This is a genomic window from Halorubrum marinum (genome assembly GCF_048381195.1).
GTDB lineage: Archaea > Halobacteriota > Halobacteria > Halobacteriales > Haloferacaceae > Halorubrum.
The window spans coordinates 343,936-365,913 of record NZ_JBLWMM010000003.1 but is presented as its reverse complement, the minus strand read 5'-3'; the positions used below and the strand labels follow the sequence as shown (position 1 = coordinate 365,913).

26 protein-coding genes and 1 pseudogene are annotated in these 21,978 nt (G+C 66.2%); 13 read left to right on the top strand and 14 right to left on the bottom strand.

Annotated features, from left to right (window positions below; genetic code table 11):
* From ACNSN4_RS05660 to ACNSN4_RS05645, 4 genes are all read left to right on the top strand, one after another.
* A complete protein-coding gene (locus ACNSN4_RS05660) occupies positions 1-507 on the top strand; it encodes a DUF1850 domain-containing protein (RefSeq protein ID WP_418284807.1) in 507 nt (168 codons plus the stop codon).
* Positions 508-603: 96 nt separating this feature from the next.
* The gene (locus ACNSN4_RS05655; protein ID WP_418284806.1) at positions 604-3,297 is read left to right on the top strand and encodes a TRAP transporter permease; all 2,694 of its coding nucleotides are present in this window, start codon (positions 604-606) and stop codon (positions 3,295-3,297) included.
* 142 nt (positions 3,298-3,439) lie between these two features.
* Positions 3,440-4,906 carry a DHH family phosphoesterase gene (locus ACNSN4_RS05650; protein WP_418284805.1) on the top strand — a complete coding sequence of 489 codons (1,467 nt, stop codon included), beginning with the start codon at positions 3,440-3,442 and terminating at the stop codon, positions 4,904-4,906.
* A gap of 99 nt (positions 4,907-5,005) precedes the next feature.
* Positions 5,006-5,248, top strand: coding sequence for a DUF8145 family protein (locus ACNSN4_RS05645; protein WP_418284804.1), 243 nt, complete (start codon positions 5,006-5,008; stop codon positions 5,246-5,248).
* Positions 5,249-5,279: 31 nt separating this feature from the next.
* Here ACNSN4_RS05645 and ACNSN4_RS05640 read toward each other — a convergent pair whose 3' ends face one another.
* Together ACNSN4_RS05640 and ACNSN4_RS05635 are read right to left on the bottom strand one after the other, a co-directional pair.
* Positions 5,280-6,254: a nucleotidyltransferase family protein gene (locus tag ACNSN4_RS05640; RefSeq protein ID WP_418284803.1), complete on the bottom strand. Its 975-nt coding sequence runs from the start codon at positions 6,252-6,254 to the stop codon at positions 5,280-5,282.
* 103 nt (positions 6,255-6,357) lie between these two features.
* A pseudogene (locus ACNSN4_RS05635) lies at positions 6,358-6,648 on the bottom strand (DUF5779 family protein); the annotation flags it as partial.
* Positions 6,649-6,780: 132 nt separating this feature from the next.
* Between ACNSN4_RS05635 and ACNSN4_RS05630 the strand changes: the two are divergent.
* The 4 genes from ACNSN4_RS05630 to ACNSN4_RS05615 all read left to right on the top strand — a co-directional run bounded on the left by ACNSN4_RS05630 (position 6,781) and on the right by ACNSN4_RS05615 (position 11,234).
* Positions 6,781-7,452 (top strand): DsbA family protein, encoded by a 672-nt coding sequence (locus ACNSN4_RS05630; protein ID WP_418284802.1) that lies wholly within the window; start codon positions 6,781-6,783, stop codon positions 7,450-7,452.
* 69 nt (positions 7,453-7,521) lie between these two features.
* A complete protein-coding gene (locus ACNSN4_RS05625; protein ID WP_418284801.1) occupies positions 7,522-8,784 on the top strand; it encodes an MFS transporter in 1,263 nt (420 codons plus the stop codon).
* 96 nt (positions 8,785-8,880) lie between these two features.
* Positions 8,881-9,657, top strand: coding sequence for a prephenate dehydrogenase (locus tag ACNSN4_RS05620; protein WP_418284800.1), 777 nt, complete (start codon positions 8,881-8,883; stop codon positions 9,655-9,657).
* A 107-nt stretch (positions 9,658-9,764) separates the two neighbouring features.
* Positions 9,765-11,234 carry a small ribosomal subunit Rsm22 family protein gene (locus ACNSN4_RS05615; protein WP_418284799.1) on the top strand — a complete coding sequence of 490 codons (1,470 nt, stop codon included), beginning with the start codon at positions 9,765-9,767 and terminating at the stop codon, positions 11,232-11,234.
* A gap of 22 nt (positions 11,235-11,256) precedes the next feature.
* Here ACNSN4_RS05615 and ACNSN4_RS05610 read toward each other — a convergent pair whose 3' ends face one another.
* Positions 11,257-12,000, bottom strand: coding sequence for an SOS response-associated peptidase (locus ACNSN4_RS05610; RefSeq protein ID WP_418284798.1), 744 nt, complete (start codon positions 11,998-12,000; stop codon positions 11,257-11,259).
* Positions 12,001-12,097: 97 nt separating this feature from the next.
* On the opposite strand from ACNSN4_RS05610, the gene ACNSN4_RS05605 reads away from it, so the two are divergent.
* A complete protein-coding gene (locus ACNSN4_RS05605) occupies positions 12,098-12,862 on the top strand; it encodes a ribonuclease H-like domain-containing protein (protein ID WP_418284797.1) in 765 nt (254 codons plus the stop codon).
* Between the two features lie 25 nt (positions 12,863-12,887).
* Here ACNSN4_RS05605 and ACNSN4_RS05600 read toward each other — a convergent pair whose 3' ends face one another.
* Positions 12,888-14,210, bottom strand: a complete 1,323-nt coding sequence (locus ACNSN4_RS05600) for a polymer-forming cytoskeletal protein (protein ID WP_418284796.1) — start codon at positions 14,208-14,210, stop codon at positions 12,888-12,890.
* Between the two features lie 175 nt (positions 14,211-14,385).
* On the opposite strand from ACNSN4_RS05600, the gene ACNSN4_RS05595 reads away from it, so the two are divergent.
* The 3 genes from ACNSN4_RS05595 to ACNSN4_RS05585 all read left to right on the top strand — a co-directional run bounded on the left by ACNSN4_RS05595 (position 14,386) and on the right by ACNSN4_RS05585 (position 16,124).
* Entirely contained in the window at positions 14,386-14,574 is a 189-nt protein-coding gene (locus tag ACNSN4_RS05595; protein ID WP_418284795.1) for a DUF5786 family protein, read from the top strand.
* Between the two features lie 116 nt (positions 14,575-14,690).
* Positions 14,691-14,888 carry a DUF5800 family protein gene (locus tag ACNSN4_RS05590; protein WP_418284794.1) on the top strand — a complete coding sequence of 66 codons (198 nt, stop codon included), beginning with the start codon at positions 14,691-14,693 and terminating at the stop codon, positions 14,886-14,888.
* A 51-nt stretch (positions 14,889-14,939) separates the two neighbouring features.
* Positions 14,940-16,124 carry an LEA/WHy family protein gene (locus ACNSN4_RS05585; RefSeq protein ID WP_418284793.1) on the top strand — a complete coding sequence of 395 codons (1,185 nt, stop codon included), beginning with the start codon at positions 14,940-14,942 and terminating at the stop codon, positions 16,122-16,124.
* A gap of 247 nt (positions 16,125-16,371) precedes the next feature.
* Here the strand turns inward: ACNSN4_RS05585 and ACNSN4_RS05580 are convergent, their stop codons facing one another.
* From ACNSN4_RS05580 to ACNSN4_RS05540, 9 genes are all read right to left on the bottom strand, one after another.
* On the bottom strand, positions 16,372-17,370 hold the full coding sequence (locus ACNSN4_RS05580) for a tyrosine-type recombinase/integrase (RefSeq protein WP_418284984.1): 999 nt from the start codon (positions 17,368-17,370) through the stop codon (positions 16,372-16,374).
* 80 nt (positions 17,371-17,450) lie between these two features.
* Positions 17,451-17,717, bottom strand: coding sequence for a hypothetical protein (locus ACNSN4_RS05575; RefSeq protein WP_418284792.1), 267 nt, complete (start codon positions 17,715-17,717; stop codon positions 17,451-17,453).
* The gene (locus ACNSN4_RS05570; protein ID WP_418284791.1) at positions 17,707-18,414 is read right to left on the bottom strand and encodes a DNA cytosine methyltransferase; all 708 of its coding nucleotides are present in this window, start codon (positions 18,412-18,414) and stop codon (positions 17,707-17,709) included. Before ACNSN4_RS05570 ends, ACNSN4_RS05575 begins: the two co-directional genes overlap by 11 nt.
* A 125-nt stretch (positions 18,415-18,539) precedes the next feature.
* Positions 18,540-18,827 carry a hypothetical protein gene (locus ACNSN4_RS05565; RefSeq protein WP_418284790.1) on the bottom strand — a complete coding sequence of 96 codons (288 nt, stop codon included), beginning with the start codon at positions 18,825-18,827 and terminating at the stop codon, positions 18,540-18,542.
* A complete protein-coding gene (locus tag ACNSN4_RS05560; RefSeq protein ID WP_418284789.1) occupies positions 18,820-19,122 on the bottom strand; it encodes a hypothetical protein in 303 nt (100 codons plus the stop codon). Before ACNSN4_RS05560 ends, ACNSN4_RS05565 begins: the two co-directional genes overlap by 8 nt.
* The gene (locus ACNSN4_RS05555) at positions 19,119-19,394 is read right to left on the bottom strand and encodes a hypothetical protein (RefSeq protein ID WP_418284788.1); all 276 of its coding nucleotides are present in this window, start codon (positions 19,392-19,394) and stop codon (positions 19,119-19,121) included. Before ACNSN4_RS05555 ends, ACNSN4_RS05560 begins: the two co-directional genes overlap by 4 nt.
* Before the next feature lie 149 nt (positions 19,395-19,543).
* Entirely contained in the window at positions 19,544-19,687 is a 144-nt protein-coding gene (locus ACNSN4_RS05550; protein ID WP_418284787.1) for a hypothetical protein, read from the bottom strand.
* Complete coding sequence (locus ACNSN4_RS05545; RefSeq protein ID WP_418284786.1) at positions 19,684-20,217, bottom strand: hypothetical protein; 534 nt, start codon at positions 20,215-20,217, stop codon at positions 19,684-19,686. The genes ACNSN4_RS05550 and ACNSN4_RS05545 overlap by 4 nt, the downstream gene beginning before the upstream one ends.
* Positions 20,214-20,462, bottom strand: a complete 249-nt coding sequence (locus ACNSN4_RS05540; protein WP_418284785.1) for a hypothetical protein — start codon at positions 20,460-20,462, stop codon at positions 20,214-20,216. Before ACNSN4_RS05540 ends, ACNSN4_RS05545 begins: the two co-directional genes overlap by 4 nt.
* 520 nt (positions 20,463-20,982) lie before the next feature.
* Between ACNSN4_RS05540 and ACNSN4_RS05535 the strand changes: the two genes are divergently transcribed.
* Positions 20,983-21,249 carry a winged helix-turn-helix domain-containing protein gene (locus tag ACNSN4_RS05535; RefSeq protein ID WP_418284784.1) on the top strand — a complete coding sequence of 89 codons (267 nt, stop codon included), beginning with the start codon at positions 20,983-20,985 and terminating at the stop codon, positions 21,247-21,249.
* On the opposite strand, the gene ACNSN4_RS05530 is transcribed toward ACNSN4_RS05535, so the two are convergent.
* Entirely contained in the window at positions 21,250-21,906 is a 657-nt protein-coding gene (locus tag ACNSN4_RS05530) for a hypothetical protein (protein WP_418284783.1), read from the bottom strand.
* Between the last annotated feature and the right edge of the window lie 72 nt (positions 21,907-21,978).

The following is a 21,978-nucleotide window of genomic DNA, read 5'->3' as shown; positions in this document are numbered from 1 at the left end:
GTGATTTCCCGGTCGCGAGGTCGACTCGTCCGCGGCGGGATCCTCGTCGCGGCGGCCCTCGCGATCCTCGTACCGATCGCCTTTGCGGTCGGCGCAGCCGACGCGGTCGCCAGTGAGCCGACGCTCGTCGTCACCGGAAGCGACGGCACCGAATTGGTGGCCGTTCCGCTCGACGACGACACGGAGGTCGTGATCGAGTACACTCACAGCGTCGAGAAGACGCTCGTTCGCGACGTGTACGTCGCCGGGGACGAAACGCTCGTCATGACCCGCATGGAGTTCAGTTCGTTCGGAGCCGGGCTCCCCTCGCAAGCTGAGGTGACCGAACGCGACGGGCGGTACGTATATGAACCTCCACCGGAAGAGTACGCTACGTTGCATCTCAAAACCGGTGCCGTCGCGGACCACGACCTGATCGTCGGTGACGAGCGGTACGACGTCGCGGCGCTGAGCGGGTACGGCGCGGTCGAACTGACGGTCGAGCGGCGGATATCGACACCGCTGTAAGAGAGGACACGCCGCCGGACGGGACGCAGCCGGTCAACAGACGCTGGCCGGCGTTTCGAGAGGGAGACGGACCACACACGGGAGGATGACACAACTGTGACGACGAACACATCTGAAACGGTCGAACCGGATCCGGAGGGAAGCGAAACAGCCGAACAAGTGTTCGAAGAAATTGACAAGCGCCGGACGCTAACCGGCGCCGCGGTGGTTGCCGTCGCGCTCGTCGGCATCACCTTCTCCGCGTTTCAGCTGTGGATCGGCGCGCGCGGGTTCATTTTCGAGTTCACGATTCCGGGTCTCGACACCATTCGTATCGGCTCGCTGGCGTCGCTGCAAATACGGGCGATTCACGTTAACTTCGCGCTCGTGATGGCGTTTCTTCTCTTCCCGGGATCGACCGGAAGCGGCGTCTTCACCCGACGTATCGCCGCGATTCCGCCCGCACTCCGGGACCGGTTCGGCGAGTCTCCGGTGACGCGGGTCGCGGACCGAATTCGAGGAGTCGTCTGGTGGGTGTTCGTCGACGAGGAATCGAACCGCATCACGCCGTCCGATCTCGCGTTGATCTTGCTGTCAACGTTCCCCACGGCCTACTACGTCACCCAGTTCGACGAGATCACGAACGTGATTCGGGTACGCGGACTCAGTGGCGCAGGGACGCTGGGCGAGGTATACCCGATCTTTGCACCGCTGGAGGTGGGTCCGCTCGCCGAGTACACCTTCGCCTATCTGATGGGCGTGCTCGCCATTCTCCTCGTGCTGGAGGCGACCCGGCGGGCGCTCGGGCTCCTCCTCACCCTGCTTGTCGGCCTCTTCCTCCTGTACGCGAAGTACGGCTACCTGCTCCCCCGAGACCTGCCGGTCACGAGAACGTTCGCCACCTCGCAGCTCCGCTGGGATCAGATCGTCCAGAACCTCTGGTACACGGTCGAGGGGATACTGGGCGTTCCCGTCGGCGTCTCTGTGCGATTCATCTACATCTTCATCCTCTTCGGGGCGTTCCTGGAGATGTCGGGCGCGGGGAAGTGGTTCATCGACCTCGCGTATTCGATCACCGGTACCCGGAAGGGCGGCCCGGCGAAGGCGAGCGTCGTCGCCTCGGGATTCATGGGGATGCTGTCCGGCTCGTCGGTCGCGAACACCGTCACGACGGGAGCGCTCACGATCCCGCTGATGAAACGCTCCGGCTACTCGCCGGAGTTCTCCGGAGCGGTCGAGTCGTCGGTCTCCTCCGGCGGACAGATCCTTCCGCCGGTGATGGGCGCGGCGGCGTTCCTCATCGTCGAGTACACGGGGACGCCGTTCCGCGACGTCGTCATCGCGGCGACGCTGCCCGCCATCGCCTTCTTCTTCGGGATGTGGGTGATGGTCCACTTCGAGGCCGCAAAGGAGGGGATCGGCGGACTGAGCCGCTCGGAACTGCTCGACATGGGGCCGCACATGCGGCGCGGCTGGTTCTATCTGGTCCCCCTCGGGCTCCTGTTGTACTACCTCGTTATCGCCCGTCTCTCGGTCGGCCGGGCCGGATGGCTGACCATCGCCGCAACGGTGGCACTTATCGCCATGGTCGCCGCCTACAACGAGCGAACCGGTCCGGCGCTCGTCGGTGGCATCGCAGGCGGATACGTCCTGTTCGCCGTCTCGCTGTTTTACGCCGGTGTGACGCCGATCGAGTTCGTGTACGGCGCTGAATCGGCTACCATAGGCGCCGTTGGAGCGCTCCGGGAGGCGGCCGCGTCGCTCCCCACTATCGTGACCGCGATCAGCGTCGCGTTCCTCCTCGCCGATCCGCACGGTGACGCGCCGCTGCTCAACCTCGATGACGAGGTCGACGAGGCCGCGTTGTGGTTCGACGAACGGACTGGCTTCGGGATCGCCTCTTCCCGGACCGGTCGGTTCACGTCGTTCGTCCTCAAATCGATGGACAACGGCGCACAGACCGCGACGATCGTCGTGGTGGCCGTCGCTGCCGCCGGAATCATTCCCGGCGTCATCGGGATCACCGGACTCGGCGGGAGCCTCCGGGCGCTTATCATCGACGTGAGTGGCGGATCGCTCGTGATCCTGCTGATTCTCGCCGGTCTCGCGGCCGTAATTGTCGGGATGGGGATGCCGACGACGGTGATGTACATCATCATCGTCGTGCTGCTCGGCCCCGTCCTGCCGGAGTTCGGCATCGCGATCTTAGCGGTCCACCTGTTCGTGTTGTACCTCGGACTGATGGCCGACGTGACGCCGCCCGTGATGGTCGCCGCCTACGCCGCGGCCGGGATCGCGAAGTCCGATCCCTTCGAGACCGGGAAGAAGGCGTTTCTGCTCTCGCTGAACAAGATCCTCGTTCCGTTCGCGTTCGTGTTCTCGCCCGGGATCCTCCTGTTGCGGACGCGGGACGGCGAGGGATCGATCCTGACGGTCGCAGACATCACCGACCTCGGCTTCTTCCTCCCGGAGGTCGCCGCCCCCGTCGTCGCCACCTTCGCTGGCGTGTACGCCCTCGGGGTCGCGATCATCGGGTTCTACCACACCGACGTGCGGTCCGGGTCGCGCGCTTCGCTCCTCGCCGCCTCCGTCCTGTTGTCCGTACCGGGGATGGTGTTGTTGCCGCTCGGGACGGCGCTCGGGTTCGTCGGTCTCGACGTGACCCTGTACACCCTCTCGAACGATCTCATCGCCCGCGGACTCGGGGCGGTGATGCTGGCCATCGGACTGGTCCGGAACCGACGCCGAGCGCGTAGGAGGGACAACACGGCGCGAGACGAGTCGGATCAGGCCGTCGAGGCGAGCGCGTAGCGCCGACATCGGCTCCTCTCGCGCCGATTCCGCGACTCTCGGCGGTCGTGATCGGGTATACGAATCGTGGCCGGACTCGGTTTCTCCACGCTCGCACGCCGAGAGCGCACTCGTTAAGTGTCGTCCCGCGGAAATCACGGCAATGAGTAGTGGGGTATCCGGATCCGCACGGACGCGATACGCGATCCTCGGCTGTGGAAGCGTCGGCCACGCCGTCGCCGAGGAACTGACCGATCGCGGCAAGGACGTGCTCATCCTCGACCGCGACGAGAGCCGCGTGGAGGCGCTTCGCGATCAGGACCTCAACGCCCGCGTTCAGGACATCTCCGAGGCGGATGTCGTCGATGAGCTCGCAGACCGAGACATCGTGCTCATCCTCGCGAGCGACGTTGAGGCGAACAAGGCCGCGGTCTCGGCCGTACGCGACACCGGCGGCGACCACTACGTGGTCGTCAGGGCGTCTGACCCGGTCAGCGAGGACGAACTCCGCGACCGCGGCGCAGACGTCGTGATTAACCCGTCGACGGTGATCGCCGACAGCGCCCTCCAGTCGCTCGAAACGGGCGAATTGGAGTACATGGCCCGCCAGCTGGCGGAGATCATCGAGGAGGGAGGCGGCCGGATGGCGATCTTAACCCACGACAATCCGGAGCCCGACTCCATCGCGTCGGCGACCGCCCTTCAGGCGATCGCCGACGCGTTCGGTGTCGAAGCCGACATCATCTACTCGGGGGACGTCGGTCATCAAGAGAACCGGGCGTTCGTCAACCTGCTCGGTATCGATCTGGTCTCTCGCGCGGACGCGGCCCCGCTCTCCGAGTATGAGACCGTCGCGGCAGTCGACCTCGCGAAGTCGGCCGACGGCGACTTCGACTTCGACGGCGACATCGACATCTATCTCGACCATATGGAGGCCGAGGTGCCGTTCGACGCGCGATTCGTCGACGTGCGGACGAACGTCTCCTCGACGTCGACGATCCTCACGAAGTATCTCCAGGAGTTCGACCAATCGCCGACGGAAGCGGTCGCGACTGCCCTGCTGTACGGGATCCGCGCGGAGACGCTCGACTTCAAGCGCGACACGACGCCTGCGGACCTGACCGCGGCCGCGTACCTCCACCCGTTCGCGAACCACGACACGCTCGAACAGGTGGAGTCGCCCTCGATGAGTCCGGAGACGCTCGACGTGCTCGCGGAGGCGATCCAGAACCGCGAGGTGCAGGGGAGTCACCTCTTCTCGACGGCCGGGTTCATTCGCGACCGCGAGGCGCTGGCGCAGGCGGCTCAACACCTCCTCAACTTGGAGGGGATCACGACGACCGCGGTCTTGGGAATCGCCGACGACACCATCTATCTCGCGGCGCGCTCGAAGGACATCAGGCTGAACATCGGCAACGTGCTCGACGAGGCGTTCTCCGAGATGGGCGACGCGGCCGGTCACTCGACGCAGGGGTCGCTGTCGATACCGCTCGGCATCTTCACCGGCATCGAATCGAGCGGCGACAACCGCGACACGCTCCTCCACCTCACCGAGGAGGCCGTCCGCCGGAAGCTGTTCGACGCGCTCGGCGTCGAGAGCGGCGGTGGCGAGAGCGCGAACGGGTCCTGAGATCCCTGTCTGCCAGTCGTACCGGCTCCGCCGACCTCGCTCGACGAACCCGTTTTACGCTCCCGCTTCGTGAGTAGGGTACGCGCTGTTTCGCCAGCTATGCACGTCCCCGATGACCCGCCGTCGACCTGTCCCACTTGCGGTGATCCCTACGACTCGGTGTCGCGTCACACCGGCGGATTCGTCGTCAACCTGCTCGATAACGAGCGGTACCGACGGGTGTGTTTCGACCCGACGAGCGACGGCGAGGACGCCGCGCTCGACTGTTACCATCACACACATAAGCAAACCGCTCGCTCGGCGGGATCAGCGGGTTCGGAGAGCCCGGCGGATTCGAGGTGACAGAAGATCGGAGAGGCCTGCGAAACAGCCGCTAGAACTCGTCGCCCTCGGTGATCGAGGTGTACGAGCCGATCAGCGCGCCGGAGAGGTCGACGCCCTCCAGCGTGACGCCCTCGTCGATCACGGAGTTGCGGATGTCCGAGTCGGTGATCGTCGCGTCGGGGAAGACGACGGCACGCTCCAGGTTCGAGTCGGTGACGGTCGCGCCGGACATGACGTGGACGACGTTACCGAGCCGCGAGTTCTCGACCGTCGCGTCGTCGGCGACGAGGGTGCCGCCCTCGAGCGCGTACTCGACCGCGTCGAGGTAGCTGTCGGCGGTGCCGATGTCGAACCACGCCCCGTCGAAGGTGTACGCGTGGACCGCGCCGCGCTCCTGGAGCCACTGGAGGAACCAGCCCGGCTCGTCGGGGTTGTTGCCGTCCGAGAGGTACGTGTCGAGGTCGGGGAGCGTGTCGGCGGGGAACGCGTAACACGCGATGGAGACGAGCGTCGTCTTCGGGTTGTCCGGCTTCTCCTGGAAGTCGATGACCTCGTCGCCGTCGAGTTCGACGAGCCCGTACGACTTGGCGCGCTCCTTCGAGCCGACGTCGTAGGCGGCCAGCGTCGGCGTCCCCTTCGACTCGAAGAAGTCGGTGAAGTCGGCCAGATCGAAGCTGATCATGTTGTCGCCGGCGACGACGATGAGGTCGTCGTCGACCTCCTCGCGATCGACGAGCTGTGCGAGCGCGCCGACGACGCCGAACTTCTCGTCCTCCTCGACGGTCTCCTCGACCGAGAGCGTCGGCTTCTCGAACGGGCTGTCGGCGAGGTATCTATCGAAGCTGTCGGCGAAGCGCTCGTTCGTCGAGACGAACACCTCGTCGACGCGGTCGTCGGCTTCGAAGTCCTCGAATATCTCGTCGATGACGGTGTTTTCGCCGACCGGGAGGAACATTTTGGGTCGGGTTTCGGTGATCGGCCAGAGTCTTGTCGCGTAGCCACCCGCGAGTACGACGGCTTTCATACGACCACAATCTCACGCCGATGACATACCTCTTGTGCTCGGGTCAACACTCAAAACGACGGCGGAGATAACGCGGGCGACGAACGAAGTCGACCCGCTACGAGCTCAGCCGGTCCGTGTCGATACTCACGCCGGGCGGCGTGACGACGAGAAAGCCGCGGAAGTGCATCAGTTCGCCGTCCATGTCCTTGATCTCGCGAGCGAACCCGGCGGCGAGTTCGTTGAGATCACCGTCGATTGACAACACGAGCGTGTTGCCGTAGTCGACGCTGCGGACCCACTCCTCGGGGTCGGTGGTGCCGTCGAGGACGCCGAGGACGACGTCCCCGTCTGCCGCGAACGCCTCGTCCATCTGCGCTTCGGCGTCCCGCAGGTCGAGATCCCAGTCGCTCATACCGAACGGTTGCGAGGCGACGGCAAAAGCGTTCTGTCGCGATCGGGAGCTTCTTTTTCCCGTCGATTCTGCCGCTCCTCGACGCGACGGCGGTCGCGGTGCGGTTAAGTGCGCTCCATTCTGATGTGAGATATGGAGCACACGCGACGGTCCCTGCTCGCGGGCGCAGCGGTAACCGGCGTCGCCGGGGTCGCTGGCTGTCTCGGCGGCGGAAGCGGCGGAGGCGGCGGAACCGATCTCGACACGAGCGCGTACGACTGCGAGCTCGGCGAGCCGGCCGACGCCGACCAGAGCTATCGACCCGTCATCGGCGACCGGGACGCCGACGTGGTCGTGCGGGCGTTCGAGGACTTCACCTGCGGGCACTGCGCGACGTACAAGCTGGACCACTTCCCGACGATCCGCGAGGAGTACATCGACACGGGACAGGTCCGATACGAACACTGGGACTTTCCGATCCCAGTCGACGAGGCGTGGGCGGTCCCCGTCGCCAGCGCGGCGCGGGGCGTCGGCGAGCGCGAGGGCGACGACGCGTTCTTCGCGTTCGCGTCGGCCGTCTACGAGTCGCACGGGAGCTACGACGGACAGTCGATCGGCGACGCCGCCGAGGCCGCCGGTGCCGATCCCTGCGCGGCGCTCGCAGACGCGCAGTTCGCGACCTACGAGGACGCGGCAATGAGCGACAGAGAAGAGGGCGAATCGATGGGCGTCAGCGGAACGCCGACGATATTCGTCAACGGCAGCCCCGTCGAGGAAGGGTACGCCGCGGAGTCCGTCATGGCCGCGATCGACGCGGAACTGTAGGCCAGGACGGCGACCGAACCGCCGACAGCGAGCGTCGGTCTTTTGCCCGTCCGGGGCGATTTATAAGTAATGACCGACGACGACCGCGGAGTCCGTCGGCGACTCGGAGCGGTCGTGCTCGCGGTGCTGATCTCGCAGGTGTTGTTGTACCCGGGGGTGCCGCAGCTCGTCGTCGCGCTCGGCGCGCCGGGCGGAATCAACGCGGGGATGTGGTTCCTCGTCGCTGAGTTCGGCGCCTTCGTTTCCTTCGCGGTCGTCTGGGGCGCCGTGAGCGACGCGATCGGCCGCCGCGTTCCACTCATCGTGATCGGTGCGACGGGCGGGGCGGCGTCGTACCTCGCGCTCGCGACCCTGCCGTCGCTCGGGCTCGGCTTCGAGGCCGCGCTCTTCGTCCGCGTCGTCGGCGGGGCGCTCACCATCGGTGCGTTCTCGCTCGCTATCACGCTGTTGATGGACCTACGCGGCGGCAACGGGCGCAACATGGGGGTCGCGGGGCTCGCGATCGGGCTGGGCGCGGCGATCGGCTCCGTCGCCGGGGGCGCGCTCGCGGACCTCTCGGCCTTTTACCCGGTGTACGCCGGAGCGGCGGTGCTCGCGACCGCTGGCCTGCTCGCGGTCACCGTCGGCGAGGGGCCCGAGTCCGGCGCGGACGACACCCGCGACACCGGTGACGCTCACGCCGGACGCAACAGCCGCGACGACGTCGGATTCCGGGAGGTGCTCGCCCGGACGCGGGAGACGCCCGGACTCTTCGTTCCGCTGGCGTTCGGGTTCGTCGACCGGCTCACTGCCGGGTTCTTCGCGCTGGTCGGCGTGTACTACTTTCAGGACCCCGCGACGTTCGGGCTCTCGGCGACCGCGGCGGGCGCGACGCTCGCGCTGTTTTTCGTCCCGTTCGCGCTGTTGCAGGCCCCGTTCGGGGCGCTCTCTGACCGAATCGGTCGGTTCTATCCGGTCGTCCTCGGCTCGCTCGCGTACGGTCTCGTCACGATCGGGGTCGGCGTCGCGCCGACCTACCCGCTGGCGGCCGGGCTGATGGCCCTCGTCGGCGTCTGTGGCGCGTTGATGGCGCCAGCGACGATGGCGCTGGTGACGGACCTCGTCGACCCGGAGGCCCGCGGCGCGGCGATGGGGTTATTCAACGTGTTCGGGTCGCTCGGCTTCCTCACGGGCTTCCTCGTCGGCGGCACCGCGACGGAAGCGTTCGGGTACACCCCCGCGTTTCTCGCGGTCGGCGGCCTCGAGCTCGCTATCGCCGTGGCGCTGTTACCGGCGGTACGGGCGGTCGCCCCCCGAAACAGCGCGCTCGGACGGGCGAGCACGGGGGGATGAGCAGGCGGCGGATCACCGACCGTCGCGGTCTCCCGGCGATTGGGACGGCTGAGTCGAGCCCTTTTAAGGCTCGCGAGCCCTCTGTTCGCGCAACCGATGGATCTACTCGTCGTGGGTGCGGGCGAGATCGGCCGGTGGGTCGCCGACACGGTCTCGTCGGGGTCTGCGCCGGTCGACGCCGCCGTGGCGTTCACCGACCGCGATCCGGATATCGCCGAGGGCGCGGCCGCCTCGCGAGCCGGCGCCGAAGCGCTCCCGGTCGAGGCGGAGACGACGCACGACGCCGTCTGTCTCGCGGTGCCGATGTCGGCGGTACCGGCTGCGGTCGAAGCGTACGCACCGCGGGCCAGGAACGCGATATTCGACGTTTCGGGCGAGATGTCCGCGGCGATCGCGGCGATGCGCGAGCACGCTCCCGACCTCGAACGCGCGAGCTACCATCCGCTGTTCGCGCCGCCGCGCGTCCCCGGAAACGTCGCTTGCGTGGTCGATGCCGGTGGCCCGACGCTCGACGAGGTGTCGGCCGCGATTGCGGCCGGCGGCAACGACGTGTTCGAGACGACCGCCGAGGAGCACGACGCGGCGATGGAAACGGTGCAGGCCGGAGCGCACGCGGCGGTGCTCGCGTGGCGCCTCGCCGGTGACGAGGTGCGCGATGAGTTCCACACGCCCGTCTCTGCCGCCCTCGATGACGTCGCCGACACCGTCACGGAAGGGTCACCGGCGGTGTACGCCGAGATCCAGCGCGCCTTCGACGGTGCCGACGACGTCGCCGAGGCGGCCCGCGAGATCGCCGAGGCGGACGCGGAGGCGTTCGCGGCGCTGTACGAGGCGGCCCGTGGCGACCGCGAGGGCAGGGAGCGACACGAGTGAGACGGGTACCCTGCGGGAGCGACACGAGTGAGACGGGTACCCTGCGGGAGCGACACGAGTGAGACGAGTGAGACGAACACGACGACGCCGCACGACAACATGAGCACATGATCGACAGAGACGCCGTTCGAGACAACGCCAACTACCTGCGTAACGTCCGCCCGATCGACCCGGAAGAGATATCGGAGTACATCGAGGGGACGCCGCACCCGGCGGTCGTCCGCGAGGCGCTCCGCGAGGAGGCGTTCGACCTCCGGCTGCGCGAGCGCGAGGACGGCCGCTTCGAGCCCGTCGAGGAGGGACCGATCCCGGACCCCGGCTGGCACCCGGACCGGCTCCCGGACGAGTACGCCTTCGCCGTCGAGGACCTGCTCGTTCGCGAGTTCGGCGCGAACTGGCACCGCGGCGACTCCGGTGATAAGCTGCGGGAGGCGATCCGCCGACTGAAGACCGACTACCTCTACGAGAACGACGTCGAGTACGACCGAATCGCCGCGCTCGGTTACGCGATCTACCACCTCCCCGCCTACTACGCGACGGTCGGCTACGTCCTCGACGACCTCGTCGAGAACGGACTGGTGGACCGGACCCTCCGCGTCCTCGACATTGGTGCGGGCGTCGGCGGCCCGGCGCTGGGGTTGCACGACTACCTCCCTGACGACGCCGTCGTCGAGTACCACGCGATCGAACCCAGCGCGGCGACCGAGGTGCTCGACCGGCTGCTCGACGAGACGGGACGGAACTTCCGGACGACGGTACACGAGACGACGGCGGAGGCGTTCTTGGGGATCGACGCCAACGCCGACGAGGGCGGGCACGCGGGCACTACCGACGCGACCGACCTCGACGGCCCCGTCGACCTCGTCGTGTTCGGGAACGTCCTCTCCGAGCTGACCGACCCGGTCGCGGTCGTCGAGGCCGCGCTCGACCGTCTCGCGGACGACGGCAGCGTCGTCGCGTTCGCGCCCGCCGACCGGAACACCGCGATGGGGCTCCGAGAGGTCGAGCGCGCGGTCGTCACGCCGACGAGCGGCGTGGAGACGTACGCACCCACGCTGCGGCTCTGGCCGGACGCGACCCCCTCGGACGGCGGGTGGTCGTTCGACGTCGCCGACGACCTCGCGGTCCCGCCGTTCCAGCGTCGGCTGGACGAGGCGGCCGCACGGGGGTCGACCGACGAGCCGGGGGAGTTCAGTAACGTCGACGTCCAGTTCGCGTACGCTATCCTCCGGAAAGACGGTCGGCGTCGGGTCGACGTACAGGCGAGCGCTGGCCGCTGCGCCCGCATGGCCGATTCAGAGGACCACGTGACCGACCGCGTGAACCTGCTCGCGGTGAAGCTCAGCCACGACCTCAGCTCGGGCGGCAACGCGCTGTACCGCGTCGGCGACGGCTCGCAGGCGGTCGATCACTACCTCGTCTGCACGCGGGAGACGACGCTCAACCGGGACCTCGCCGCGGCCGACTACGGTGCGGTCCTCTTCGTCGAGAACGGGCTCGTCCTCTGGAACGACGACGAACGCGCGTACAACGTCGTCGTCGACGATCAGACGGTCGTGGATCTAGTCGCGCCCTGAGCCAGCGGGGTAGTCCGCCCGTTCACTCTCCGCCGACCGGCTCGATCAGATCCGGCGCGTCGACGCTCGGCGAGTTCACTCGGTTCGACACCGGGTACGCCGTGAGCTCGTCCGCGGGATACGGGTCGAGCAGGTCGGCGGCCTCGTCGGCGGAGCCCTCCAGCCACGTCTCCTCCTCGTCGGGACCCAAGATCACTGCCATCCGGTGGTGGAGGTCGGCGACGAGGTCGTTCGGCTCGGTGGTGACGACGGTGAACGTCTCTATCGGTCCGTCAGCGTCGTCGCCCCCGGTTTCGTCGTCGGTCCCGCCGCCGAACGCGTCGAGACCCGTCTGCGTCGTCTCCGGTTCGGGAGGCTCCCACCGCTCGTAGAGCCCCGCCATCGCGAACGGGCGGTCGTCTTCGAAGGCGACGCGGTAGGGGGTCTTTCCGGAGCCGCCGCGGTCACCGTCGAGGCCGCCGCCGTCGACCCATTCGTAAAAGCCGTCGGCGGGAACGAGACAGCGTCGGCGTTCGAAGGCGTCGGCGAAGCTCCGCTTCTTCCGGACTGTCTCCGCACGGGCGTTGATGAGGCCGAACGACTCGTCGGCCCACGACGGAGTGAGTCCCCACTTCATCCGCGTCGCTCGGGCGGGGGTATTGTCGGTGATCACCGGAAGCCGCTGGCCGGGCGCGCAGTTGTAGCTCGGCTCGATGCCCCCGAAGTCGGCGTCGAAGCGGGGCGCGAGATCGGCGGCGGGGGTGAAGAGGGTGTATCGGCCGCACATGGATAGCCGTTATTGGCGGCGTTGATACTTAAACAGCGATCGGCGGTGCCCCGTCGTCTCCCGTCGGGTTTTTGCCCGCGCGTCGCCGCGGTTCGGTATGCGCATCGAGAACAGTTTCATCCCGGTCGAGGGAGTCGGCGAGTCGACGGAGCGCCGGCTCTGGGCAGCAGGCGTCACGACGTGGGAATCGTTCGATCCCGCGGTCGACGTGCGAGGCGTCGGCTCGACCACCGCCGACCGGATCGAGTCGTTCATCGCCGAGGCGCTGACACACCTCGACGACGGCGACTCCGCCTACTTCGACCGGACGTTTCCGAGCGGGGAGCGCTGGCGGCTCTACGAGAACTTCCGCGCGGAGACGTGTTTCTTCGACATCGAGACGACGGGGCTCGACGAGCACCGCGACCGCGTGACGACCGTGAGCTTTCACCGGGACGGCGAGACGACGACGCTCGTCGCCGGCGACGATCTCACTGCCGAGCGGGTCCGCGAGCAGTTCGCCGACGCGAGCCTGCTGGCGTCGTTCAACGGCGCCCGCTTCGACGTGCCGTTCCTCGAGACGTCGCTGGGGATCGACGTCGACACGCCGCACCTCGATCTCATGTATCCCTGCAAGCGGATCGGGCTCTCCGGCGGCCTGAAACCGATCGAGAAACAGCTCGGTATCGACCGCGACCGCCCCGATCTGTCGGGTCGAGACGCCGTCCGTCTCTGGCACGAGTACGAGCGCGGCGACGAAGCGGCGCTCGACACGCTCGTGTCGTACAATCGAGAGGACACGGAGAACCTGCGAACGCTCGCGGACGTGGTCAGCGAATCGCTCCACGAGGACGTGTTCGTCGACGGGACCGCGGACCGGTAACGGCTCTCTTCTGTCCGAGTGACGACTACGTGGGTTCCACGTCTGCGTCGGGGGCATCCGTCGCGATCTCCGTCTCGTCGGACCGGAGACCGGTGGACGAAGCTTCACCTGCCGGTGCCTCGTCGTCAGACTCCTCCTCCTGAGTCGTATCGGGAGCGTCGTCTCTCACGGAGGCGGAGCTGTCGTCATCTGTGGAGTCGATATCGTCCTCTGAGTCGCCGTCCTCTGACTTGTCGCCCTCCAATTCGTCTCCGTCCGCTTCGTCGTCAGGCGTATCGTCGCCTGTCTCGCCGTCCAGTTCGGAATCGGTCTCGTCGCCCTCTGGATCTTCTTCCTCCTCGGTGGATTCGGTGGACTCACTCGGTTTGGTGGATTCGGTGGACTCAGGAGCTTCCGAAGCCGTTGCTTCGGCGTCGTCGTCGGCGTTATCCTCCGATTCCACCTCATCCCCCGATTCAGCTTCGTCCGCCGGATCGTCGTTCTCTTCGCCCGCCGTCGCCGATTTGTCGTCGGTCTCCTGAATAAGTCGCATCTCTCCCCGAGCGCGGAGCGTCCCGTCGATCTCCGCGCCGTCGTGGACGACGAGGTCGCCGGCGGAGACGTCGCCGAGAATCCGCGCGCCCGCCTCGACCGTGACCGTCCCGCCGCGGGTGGTGACGTCGCCGTGGATGGTCGTCTCCGCGCCGACGGTCACGCCCTCGCGGGCGCGCAGGGACCCGAACACCTCGTTGCGCTCGCCGACGTGAACCGACTCCGCGCGGATGTTGCCGTGGAGGCGACAGTCGTCGCCCACGGTCGCGGGCGTGGAGACGCGCCACGCGTCGTCGGAGATCTCCGCGCTCCGCGGGATGAGAAGCGGCTCTCGCACGTCGTCGCCGTCGGCGAGCGCTTCCGCGAGCTCGTCGGCCGCGTCGGTCTCGCCGACGCGCAGGAGCTGCGAGAGAATGATGAAGTAGAACACGAGCGTGGGGACCGGGTTGCGGATGACGATCCAGCCGTTCGCCTCGAACCCCTCCTCGATCGACACGTCGTCGCCGATGTCGAGGTCGCCGGACACCATCAGTCGGCCGGTGACGGTCACCCGCTCGCCGAGGTAGGCGTCCTCGCCGACGAGGACGTTACCGTCGACGGAACACCACGTATCGAGTCGGCAGTCGCCTTCGGCCTCGATATCGTTCTCGACGCTCACGCGCTCGCCGATGGCGACGTTTCGACCGCGGAGTCCGAACTCCACCGTCGACTGGCCGCCGACGAGCACGTCGCCGTCGGTGACGAGGTCGTGCTCCTCGACGGTCGTCTCGGACGGGACCGCGAGCTCGTCTATGGGACTGCCTCCTCGCAGCGACACACCGAGTGGAACTCCCTCCGAACGTATAAACCGTGTGGGCTGTCAGACGCCCGTCGGACGGCGCGGAGGCCCGTCGTCGCGGGTGCACGTGTTTCACCGTCGCAAGTGCGTGTGTCTCCCTCACGAGACGCGGCCGGGTCACTACCCTTTTGAGTACCGCGCGACAGACTCGCGTATGGGATTTGGATCGTACGACGAGAGCGAACAGAAGGACCAAGACGTTGACACCGACGACGACGCCGCAGTGAACGTCCACGAGAACGACCACGACGGCGAAGTCTCCATCGAGGGCGGCGCCTCGACCGAGGATCTCGTCGGGCGGCTCTCCGAGATGAAAGACGCCGGAGACGACGACGACGCGTAAGTCGCCGCCGTAGACGAGACGGCGGTGTGCGGTCGACGGCAAGCGCGACGACGTGAGGGCAGGCTCCGTGCTCGTCCGTTCACGCCCCTTTTATTCGGTCGACGACTATCCACTGCATGACCACCGAGTTGTCGTTCACCAAAGACGGCGTCGACGTCGTCTACGAGGGCACCAAATTCGAGTTGAAAAAAGAGCTGATCGAGGAGGCGACGGGGAAGGCGTACGGCGACGTCACCGACCACGAGGTGTTACAGATCGTCGCCGAGGAGCCCGAACTCGACGGGGAACCGGTTCGTATCGGCGACGTGTTATAAGCACGCATCGCAAAGCGGCACGATTTTACGAGGCGATCAGATTGAGCGTGTATGGGCCTCCGTCGCGTCGTCACCGGACTGATGAGTTCGAAGCTCAAAATCGCGCTCGGCGGCGTCCTCGTCGTCGGAGCCGCCGTCGGCGGCGCGTACGCGCTCGGGGTCGTCGGCGTGCCGGGTGTCGCGGCGATCGACAACACGTTCGGCGACGTCACGAACGAGACGACGACGATCGAGACGGATCTCGTCGTCTCGAACCCCAACCCGGTAGGCGTCGGTCTCGACGACGTGGCCGTGAACTACACGGTGTCGATGAACGGGATCGAGATGGCACAAGGCGGCCGCGAGGGCGTCCGGATCGGGACCGGGAACTCCACCGTGGAACTGGAGACGGCGATGGAGAACGCCGCGATCCCGCCGTGGTGGACGAGCCACGTCCGAAACGGGGAGCGCACGACCGTCGACATCGACGCGACCGTCACCTCCGGGCGACTCGACCGGAGCGTGGCGTTCGCGCGGAGCCACGAGATCGACACCGACCTGCTCGGCGCGTTCAACTCCGAGGAGACGCGGCCGGTGAACGCCGACAGCCCGCTGACGAGCGACCCCGTGTTGTACGTCAACGAGACGCGCGCCGAGTGGGGCGTCCTCGGCGATTCGGAGACCCCCATCGACATGGAGTTCGTGGTGTACAACCCGAACCTCGAGCCGTACGCGATCACCGAGATCGGGTACGACGTCACGATGAACGGCGTCGAGATGGCCACCGGGCAGACCGAGGAGGGGTACGTCGTCCCCTCGCGGAGCACGGAGACGGTCGAGTTCACGACCGCGTTACAGAACCGACAGCTCGACGACTGGTGGGTCACCCACCTCGACGAGTCGGTGCACGGCCACCAGGTGAGCGACCTCCGGATCGAGTTTTACGCGGTGATCGAGCTCCCGGGCGGTGGTGAGGTGACGGTCCCGCTCGACGAACTGACCTACGAGGAGACGGTCGAGACGGACGTCTTCGACGAGGGCGACGCGGTGCGGGAGTCGGGCGGGTCTGAGTCGGATGAAGACGATGAGACCGCAGCTGATAGCGAGACGGACGATGACGGGTCAGGGGGCGAGACGGACGACGGGAGCGACGGAGACGGCTCTGACGACTCGACAGATGACGACTCGACCGACGACGGAGATGGCGGCTCCGACGACGATTCGGATGACGACGATGACGGGATTCTCCCGTTATAAGTGAGCTTTTGTCTTCGCTGACTTTATCAGAATGACCGACTGTTCGCGAGTTCGCTCGCGGCGGTAGAAACGGGCCTGAGACGTTGTGTACTACGATCGCTGACGCTTCCTGATTCAAATCATCCTCGGTACATTGCTGCCGCTCGCGAATGTGCTCGCGGCAGCAGAGAATGGGGCCGGAGGGAGTCGCGCAACTCAGATTCAGTGGTGTGTCGGTACGCCGAGACATCGATTTTCGGTGTCGTGTTCATGATTGGGATTCGTCGTCGTGGTCGCCGCTCTCTTCGTCGATATCCAGATCCGCCGTGAACTCCTCGCGCCGCTCCTCCATCTTCCGGAGCCGATCAGCCTTGTCGTAGTAGCGCTTGATCGTGTCTGGGTCCGCGTCGACGCGCTCGCTGATCACTTCGATCGGGAGCCCGCGGTCGCAGTGCCAGGTGAGCGAGCCCGTCCGAATGTGGTGCGGCGCCCTCGAGGAGGGACACTTCGACGCGTGGGACCGCTGGATGAACTTACAGCTCCCGCGGCTACTCCCGTGCGGGCACTGCATGTACAGACAGGGCTGCGTCCCCTGGTACGCCCACGCTCGGATCGTCGACTCCGAGACGCGCCCCTGCCGACCTGAAAAGAGCGGCTCGCGACCTCCGTCGTCGCGCTTCTCCGATCGCTCGCGAGCGATATACGTATCCAGCGCGTCCGTGACCGCCTCCGAGATACGGACGACTCGCTCTCCCTCCTCGTCGTTTTTCAGGGGCGTCCCGGACTCCGGCCGGTGATTGAAATCGACGTATCCGGCGTCGCTATCGTAGTCACCGAGGTCGAGCCCGCGGAGCGCTCCGAGGCGGCACCCGGTGTTCCAGAACAGTTCCAGGACCGCGTGCGGAGCGGTCCCGAAGTGACCCGGATCGTTCCGATAGAACTCGAGGAGCTCCTTCGCGTCCTCCGTGTCGAGCATCGTGTCGCTCGTCTCCTGCGACCGGGTGAGCTTCGGGACGTGGACCTTCTCCGCGAGATCGTCGTCGACCGCTTCGATCGTCTCGAGGTACTGCACCAGCTGCGAGACGGCCGTCATCTTCCCCTTCACCGTCGCCGGGGCGTTCTCCTCCGCGCGGAGGAACCGCTCGTACTCGTCAAACGACCAGCCGGAGAGGTCGCCGACGCGCTCCACACCGCGCTCCTCACACCAGTGCACCCACTCTGTGAGGCGATTCCGGTAGCTCCGAATGGTCTTCTCCGAGTTCTCCATGCGGCGCTTGTCGAGGAACCGATCGCGGGCCTGGCGCGGTGAGAGCTCCGACGGATGCGCGGGCGCGGAACCGGCCGGGCTCACCGCGAGTCCCCCATGTCCTCCACCTGGTCGCTGACCGGGTCGAACTCCCACCCGGCGATGCTACCGCCGTAGAGGTCGCCGTAGGAGTCGACCACGTCGGTCGCCGTCGCGTGGTCTGACCGACCCGAGTGATCCGGGTTCGGATGCTCCTGAGCGCGTTCGCGCTCCCGGTCCTGCACGAGTTGTAAGAGGAGCGCGTTTTGGAGCTCGAGGGCGTCCGCGATTCGCTCAAGTTTCTCAGTGAGTTGATCGTCACTCGGCAAGGGCGCTCACCTCCGTCAGCATCGCCTGCTCACGCGCCGGACGAGGGACGTCGAGCGTCGGACAGAACGACAGCACCCAGCGGACGTATTCGGACGGGATAGCCGAGCGGACGCCCTGCTTCCCCCACGACGCCGGGACGCCCTTCGCCTCCGCGAGCGACGCGGCGCTTTGGTCCTGTCCCTCACGCGTTTGCACTTTGACCGTCGGGTCGCCCGGCTCGTGAGCGTCCGGGAGCGGGTACGACGTCTCGAAGTGCCGCACGAGGTCATACGGCTTCCCGAACGCCAGCCCGTTCACGCGGGCGGCGTCTCGGAGGTGGCCCGCACGGGACGCCCCGCGGACGTTCTCGATGACGTACTCGGCACCCGCAGCCTTCGCGATCTCGCGAACGCGGAGCTCGGGGATCGTCGGGCAGGCGTCCATGGCAGCCTCGCGACTACCGTAGGCCGTCGGCGAGAGGTCCGAGTACGCGGTACACGGCGGCGATGCCCAGACGACGTCGAAGCCCCCACCGACGAACTCCGAGGCGTCTCCGCGGAGGAACTCGCCGCGGTACGTGTCAGAGTAGTCTTCGATGTCGACGCCGACGTGGACGACGTCCAGCTCGTCGAGCGCGAGGCCGACACCGCCGCGGCCCGAGTAGAGGTCGAGCACTCGCGGATCTTCGTCTCCGCATTCCGCACGGTCGTCAGTCATCTGCGCCCTCCGTGTGGGGACAGCGAAACGCCCGCCCTCCACAGTCCGGATGGTGATCTCCCGGATCGCAGAGGTCGCGGTACACCCGACGCATCATGTCGCGGTCTACCTGCCGGCAGGCAAACTCACTCGGCGGCATCGGCTAACACCTCCGGGACCCTACCTGCGTACCGGTCGTTGGACTCGGCGATCAGGCCCTCGATCCGTTCGCGCGCCCAGCAGTCCGGACATTTTTCGATCGATACCCAGTCGGCGAGGGCGGTGCTCCAGATCATCGGCCGGCCGAGATCGTCCGTCGCGTCGCAGGGGCCGGTCGGGAGTTCGCCTCCGCACTTCTTACAGTGTTCTGGGTCTTCGAGTTCCAGCCGACTTCCGTCGCGGTGATCGATCTCTCCGTCTAAGTCGTCAGACATGAGAGATCAGCCTCCGACCGGCGAGAGTGTCGTCGTAGATCGGGGCGATCCGCTTCACGTCAGTATGGACGCGGTCGTATTCGTCGACGACCTCGTTGAGTTTGTGCTCGACCCGGAGCCCGAGCTCGTCGGCCGCGTTGTACGGGCCGTGGTTGATCTCTCGGGTGATCTCGACGACGTAGTGGTTGGTGACGATCGAGTGGTGGCCGACCTCGTAGGCAGGCTCGTCGCGGCGGTGAACACACGGGTCTAACGCCCACCAGTCGGGGCGGCGGCGTTCGACACCGTCGGTCATTTGCTCAACACCTCACCGATCGCCTCGTGCAGTTCTTCGAGCTCGTCGTTGGAGATCTCGACGCGGGCCGTCCCGCGAGCGTCGTCACCGCTCGCCCGAATCTGAAAGATGTTCTCGGTCCCGAGCCGAATGAATTGCAGCTCGCCCCGGTAGGGCTCGTAAACCTGCACCGTGAACGGCGCGTCTTCGATCCGAACGCGACTACTAATCGCCTGCCCGCCGAACCTCTGCGCCGGCTGCGGATCTTCGTCTCCGGAGCGATCACTCGCCATGGTCAGCCTCCGAGATCGGGCGCGTGTTCGTTGCGCCGCAGTCGCCGCAGACTATCGGCGTGCTAAAGTCGTCTCTCGTGTCGTAGAGAACGACTAGACCGTGTTCACAGTCCTCGCAGAAGTGGGTAACTTCTCCGTCGGGGTCAGCGTCACTCGTCAAAGAAGCCCACCTCAATTAGGTAATTCTCGGCCTCAGTACCGGTAATCGCCCACCGCTCAGCAACGTCCATTATCGCGTCAAACTCCCACTGTTCGGGGTACTGATCACTAACTCCGTCGGACTGACCGCTCATGCTGTCACCTCGTACCCGTTTTCACGCTGCCACCGCGCCGTTCCATGGAGGACATCGATGTACTCCTCCTTGTCCTCGTACGTCCTCGACCCGCAGCTGGGACAGACGAAAGTCTCGTCGTAGCGGTCCCAGCGCTCGGGGATCATCTCGTCGCACTCGGGGCAGTACATCGGGTATTCACCTTCACCCTCGTCCTGATCGACACCGCCGTCCGTCGCCAACTCCCGAGTGTCGGCATGAAATCGCATGTCGTCCGCGACCTCGAGGGCGCGATCGGTCCCGATCTCCCGCACGAACTCGTCACGAACGAGAATCTGCCCGAGCCCGTCCGAACGCACCTCGAGGCGGGCGACCGTCTCGCCGTTCTCACCGTGGCGCCGATCGACCAGCTCGTACAGCGAGCGGAGGACCTGCCGGTGGTCGTCGAACGCCTCCTCGGCGCGATCTCGGTCGGCGTACGCGAGGACCGAGCCGTTCCCGTTCCGACGGATCTCGACTTCGATCTCCTCGGAATCGCCGGCGGGGCTCACGCTTCCTCACCCCGGAGGCTCTGGTAGGAGTCGGAGCCGCGCACGAGCTCGACCTCGTCGCGCTCGAAAGTCTCATCGGTCCGGACGTTCCGAAGCTCCTGGAACTCCGGCTCGGCGTCCCGGTCGTTCGACCGGGCGCACTGAGCGCACCAGAAGTGGTAGTTCGTCGGCTCCCACGACCGGTGCCCCGCCGGGCACCGCCACTGCCACCGATCCGTCTCCTCGTCAAGGTCGATTTCGACCATACCGGACCGAGCCGTCCCCGTATAAAGGGGGTCGGCCAAAGGCGCTCGGTGAAACTGAAAGTGGTCGTGCCGTCGGGCGTTAAGCTCTGATTTACCGATTCTGCCGCTATGAGTCTTAATCATGATTCTCGGGATACAGGTCGATCTCTCCGACAAACTCGCCGAGCGAGGTTTGCGCCACGTCGTGCGCGGCGCGGTCCGCGCGGACGATTACAGCGAGCGGATCGGGAGTGGTAGTAAAGCGCGATGCGCGTCGTCGGCCGGGGGTTTCAAGCCCGCCCGTAGTGTTTCCGTACATGGGTTTCGTGCTGTCTCACGGAACCCCACACGGGCCAGCTGATCCACCAGCGCGGCCCGCACTTTTCAGGTCTACTTAGTGACCAGTCAGGGTCCGTGAATGTCACTTGTAGGTTCGGGGGTATTAAGCTCTTCTACTAATTGGTTACATTTATGCTACCCTTAAGTATCGCAAAAAGACCGTATCAACACGACTATCTGGCAGTTCTGAGCAGCGTTTCGCATGCGAAAACCGGCGGAATGGATGCAGATGCCTACTGACGACCGCATTCTTGAGGCGCTCGAAGGTGGGCTCCGACTCACGCCGGCAGTGATCGCCGAGAACATCGACAAATCACGGACCCATGTCAGTCGGCGACTTTCCGATCTTACGGACTACGGGCTCGTAGACAAACCAAAACGCGGTTACTACGAGATTACTGGCTGCGGCCGCGACTACCTCGCTGGCCAGCTCGACGCTGACGACCTCGAGGAAGCAGACGGAGAATAGCTACGCAGTCTGCTTTCCTACTTGAGTCTTGTACGCTCGGATACGGTCCTGCACCGCGCTAAGGGCGTCCTTCGCGTCCGTCACCGTGTCCCACGACTGTCCGTTACCATTGGAGAGGTTCACCCAGAACGTGCCGCCTTCCTCGTCCTTGTCCTCAACCGGGTTGTAGTTCACGCCGGAGACCTGGTCGTAGTAGAACTCGTTCGTGCTGTCGCCGACGCTCCACGATAGGCTCGGGAGATCGACCGCGGCGCTGTCGTGGACCAGGAGGAGCGCATCATCGACGACCAGAGTCGCGACCGCCCGTTTCGGCTTCGGGAGGAGCGGAAGGCTGTCGCCGATATTGGTGACCAGAGAGTACGTCTCAGTTTCGTCGCCGTCGAGACGGGCGACCTCCGCCGCCTCGCGCTTCACGACTTCGGTCCCGTCCGCGAGGGCGTCGCTCTTGTTCATGTGGACGTAGGCGAGTCCCGCGATCGCGATCGCCGGGCCGCCGAAGAACGCGAGGAGACCGATCGCCCACCCGAGCCCGCCGCCGATCATGTACCCGAGGACGATCCCGAGGATCGGAGCTCCGACGAACACGTAGAGCCAGTTCCAACCGATCTGCCAGAGGGCAGGGTTCACGTCGCTGTCGACTTCGCCGTCACGTGTCATGTATCGGATGCTGAGTAAGGTGATACTTCAAGGTTCCCGACTTGTTATACAAGTCGATAAATAGACCCTCGA